Below are 3,746 nucleotides of genomic sequence, written 5' to 3'. Positions count from 1 at the left end.
AACTCGAACAACTCATCGCCCGCGCCGTGGCCAACTGGGCCTTCCGCACCCACCGCCGCAAACCCCTCATCATCCCCGTCATCATCGACGCCTGAGTCACGGCCCGGCAGCCCGGCCGCCGGTTCCGCTCGCGGTCTCGCCGGCATCGCGGCCGGGCACGGGAGTCGGCAGCCACCCACCTGTACGCCGACACCAGCGACAAGACCACCGGGCACGACCGAGGCGACCACGTTCGCCGACGCCGTAAAGCACCACCTCATCGACCAGAACGAGCAAGCAGCCAGCGAGAAGGAACGGGCGCTTGGCCGAGTGGAACACCGTCCAAGGGCACCGTGGTGCCCTACCACCTGCTCGGCACAGGGCTTTTGGCGCGGGCCCTCGCGCCGCCGGGACCGAACCTCTGAGTGCCGGCGAGCGGCAAGGAGCAACGGTGGCCGTATGCGAGCCTGGAGGCGGTGGGCCGACCAGTCGTACTCCGGAGAACGGGCGTGGCCGGGGCAGGGCGATGACCTTGGCGGGGACGCTGGCGGCGGCGGGCAGCGTCGACACCGATGAACCCGCCCGGCGCATCACGCTGCGCGGCACCCTGTACGACGACGTGATCCGCACCCAGCGCCCGAGCATGGAGGACAAGGGCGAGGGCGCGCTGTTGCGGATCGTCGCCCCCGGTGACCAACCGCGGGGACGCCATCGGGCTCCTCGAACTGTTCCTGCCCGCGGCGCCGGACGCGGAGGTGATGCGGGAGATCGGCGAGCCCGCGCACGCCCTGGCCCAGAAGCCGTTGCCCTACCGATCACGGAGTCCGTCGATCGAACGGGAGTCTCGATCGGTTGATCGCGGGCCCTGCCCGGCATGAGAGCAGGGCTTGGCGGTACGGGGAGAATTCGGGGGAGCGGACGGCCGCGCGCTGCTACGGTCGGGCGCCATGAGCTGGCTTCCCGATGACTTCGTCCACCCCGTCCTGGTACCGCTGCGGGGCGGCGGTCATCACCTGCGGCCGATCCGGGAGGCGGACACCCCGCTCGACTATCCGGCTGTGATGGGTTCGCGCGAGCGGCTGTGGACCATCTTCGGCCCGGCCTGGGGCTGGCCCGCGCCCACCATGACCTACGAGGGCGACCAGGCCGACCTGTTGCGGCACGAGAAGGAGATCGCCGCACACCAGTCCTTCAACTACGCGCTGTTCGACGCGGCGGAGACAGCTCTGCTCGGCTGCGTCTACATCGACCCACCGGAGAGGGCCGGCGCCGACGGCGAGATCTCCTGGTGGGTGGTGGACGAGCTGGTGGGCAGCAAGGTCGAGCAAGCCCTCGACGCGCTGGTGCCGCAGTGGATCGCCGCCGACTGGCCGTTCGAGCAGCCGCGCTTCCTCGGCCGCGAGATCTCCTGGTCGGACTGGCTCGCCCTGCCGGAACATCCCGACGCGTAAGCAGCTGTTGTCGTAAGGCTCTTGGGACTTGGTGATCGAACAGACGCCTCGCATGGGTAGTCGTCGGGTGCTCGGTGCATGCGAGGAGGGCCTCCTGAACAGCTCGCTGGTGTCGAATCACCGAGCATCAGGAGGCCCTGGTATCGAAGGTCATCCAGGCGGTCCAGGGTCGGCGCGGGCAACGGGGAGTCGTGTCGGTCGGCCCCGGCCAGGAGGCGGCCCAGCGGAATGCCGTAACCGTCCGTCATGCCCGAGCTTCCAGGCCGGTTCTGCCGCGGTCGACCGGGGAACGCCCGGCCGCCTCGCCGCCTCCGGGGGCTTTGGTGATCGAGCCGTCGACAGCGATCTGGTCCTCGAACTCGAGACTCCTCCGTCGCGGGTCAGCTACGGACCGACGCCTCGGCCCCGCCCGACCCGTTCGCGGTGCAGCACGCGGCAACGCGTGTGACCAGCGGCGCAAACCCGGATGCCGTCGCCCTCAGTAGGTGGCCAGGGAGATGGCGATGTAGTGCGCGGTGAAGGCTGCCACGGTCAGGGCGTGGAAGACCTCGTGGTAACCGAACCAGCGGGGTGAGGGGTCGGGCCGCTGCAGGGCGTAGACGACCGCGCCCGCGCTGTAGAGGAGACCGCCGACAACGATCAGGACGACTACGGCCGCTCCGCCGGTGTGCAGGAAGTCGGGCAGGTAGCGCACCGGTGCCCACCCCAGGGCCAGATAACACGGGGTGTACAGCCAGCGCGGAGCTCCGACCCACAGGACCCGGAACACGATGCCGGCCAATGCCCCGGTCCATACGATCCACAGCAGCGTGGACCGCTGTTCCGGCCGGAGGAGGAGCACGGCCAGGGGGGTGCAGGTGCCGGCGATGATCAGGAAGATGTTGGCGTGGTCGAGTCGTCGCAGAAGAGCCTCGCCCAGCGGTCCCCAGGTGCCGCGGTGGTAGACGGCGCTCGTCGCGAACAGCAGCCAGGCGGTGACCGAGTACACGGCGCAGGCCAGGACTGCTTGCGGAGTACGGGCCAGGCAGATGAGTACGACGCCCGCGATCAGTGCGGCGGGGACCATTCCGGCATGGAGCCAGCCACGCAATTTCGGCTTGATCGGTTCGGCCAGGTCGGCCGCCCGCTCCACCAGGGCGGAGATCGAGTGAGCCTTCTCCCCTGCATGTCCGCCTTGCGATCCGTCGGGTAGCCCGTCCTCACGGCGTTCTCCACGCGCTGAGGCGACGTGACCGTATTCGACTTCAGCGGCATCACGGGACACAGCTTCTCGTTCTCCCTCGGGCGACTGGGCGTCACTGGCAGCAATGCGGTAATGCTAAAAGACCTCATTCCGGCGGCGTTCATGGAAGGTCGGTCCAGAGCCACGTCGCCGGGCCCGGGCCGGCTCGCCACCGCGTGAACTCCAGCCCCGTTGCTCCTCCCGCCAATCGGGCCTGCCGAAGCCGAGTAGAACGGCCGGCCATGGGAAAGATCAAGGCTTACGAACGGGCATCTCCGCTCGCCTACGCGCAAGGATCGCCGATGCTTCCTGAGGTCCGCCCCCACGTATCCACCGCCCTCACAGACCAGTTGGAACACCAACTGGACCTGGCTCCGCATCTCGAGGCCGGCCGGCTCGATGTGGAGGGCGTCGCCGGCATCGCGGTCGTCGCAGCCGCCCACTCCGACGGCTATGCGGCCACCGGCCATCTCCTCGGGCTGCTGGCCGCGCTGCCCGCTCCCATCGAGGCAGGAGAACGCTTCTGGTCGGACCTGTGGAGGTCGTCGGGCACCGCGTACCTGCTACCCGTCAACTTGAAGGCCCAGGTGCTGCGTTCTCTGGAAGGAGAGGGAACCGCCCTGGCCAGGCAGATCCTCTCGGCCGTCGATGAGATGACTCCGCCCCAACGCGTGGCGGCCGGGGAGGTGATCGGTCAAGCCCTCGCCGAGTCCGACCGTCTGCCCGACCTCAAGACACAGGTCATCGGCGAGTTGTGGCTCCGAGATCTCGAGCTCACCGCCTGGCGCGTTCTGCATGCGGACCGCAGATGGGACGATCCGGATGGACGGCAAGCCTTCCTCGCCGCCTGGACGGGCTCCTGACCGTCCGCTGCTCCGAAGTGCGCGAACAGAGGCGCCGGGCATGCGGCACCCGAACCCGACGACGCTCGAAGCAACCGAGGTCAGGAAGTTCGGCCGAGGTCGCACCCGCCTCCGCCTCCGCCTCAACAGATCAGGGGTCGCGCAGCCATGGCTGCGCGGCCCCCCATGAACTAAGCCCCCCCGCCCACCACGGGCGCCACGACCCCGGCGCGCCCCGACACCCCCCCGCGG

The 3,746-nt window shown here is 69.4% G+C and carries 4 protein-coding genes and 2 pseudogenes; 4 read left to right on the top strand and 2 right to left on the bottom strand.

Annotation, left to right across the window (positions count from 1 at the left end; all coding sequences use genetic code 11):
- Nucleotides 1-532 precede the first annotated feature (532 nt).
- Together AB0N31_RS36300 and AB0N31_RS36295 are read left to right on the top strand one after the other, a co-directional pair.
- Nucleotides 533-773, top strand: a pseudogene (locus AB0N31_RS36300) (serine/threonine-protein phosphatase); the annotation flags it as partial.
- Nucleotides 774-926: 153 nt separating this feature from the next.
- Nucleotides 927-1,430 (top strand): N-acetyltransferase, encoded by a 504-nt coding sequence (locus AB0N31_RS36295; RefSeq protein WP_366062807.1) that lies wholly within the window; start codon nt 927-929, stop codon nt 1,428-1,430.
- 155 nt (nt 1,431-1,585) lie between these two features.
- Here AB0N31_RS36295 and AB0N31_RS36290 read toward each other — a convergent pair.
- A pseudogene (locus tag AB0N31_RS36290) lies at nt 1,586-1,785 on the bottom strand (IS5/IS1182 family transposase); the annotation flags it as partial.
- Between the two features lie 123 nt (nt 1,786-1,908).
- The gene (locus AB0N31_RS36285) at nt 1,909-2,562 is read right to left on the bottom strand and encodes a hemolysin III family protein (protein ID WP_366062806.1); all 654 of its coding nucleotides are present in this window, start codon (nt 2,560-2,562) and stop codon (nt 1,909-1,911) included.
- Nucleotides 2,563-2,658: 96 nt separating this feature from the next.
- Between AB0N31_RS36285 and AB0N31_RS36280 the strand changes: the two genes are divergently transcribed.
- Together AB0N31_RS36280 and AB0N31_RS36275 are read left to right on the top strand one after the other, a co-directional pair.
- A complete protein-coding gene (locus AB0N31_RS36280; RefSeq protein WP_366062805.1) occupies nt 2,659-2,832 on the top strand; it encodes a hypothetical protein in 174 nt (57 codons plus the stop codon).
- Nucleotides 2,833-2,894: 62 nt separating this feature from the next.
- Entirely contained in the window at nt 2,895-3,515 is a 621-nt protein-coding gene (locus AB0N31_RS36275) for a hypothetical protein (RefSeq protein WP_366062804.1), read from the top strand.
- Nucleotides 3,516-3,746: the final 231 nt, after the last annotated feature.

It is taken from the genome of Streptomyces sp. NPDC051051 (genome assembly GCF_040682975.1).
Taxonomy (GTDB): Bacteria; Actinomycetota; Actinomycetes; order Streptomycetales; family Streptomycetaceae; genus Streptomyces.
This window is presented reverse-complemented; position numbering and strand designations above follow the sequence as displayed.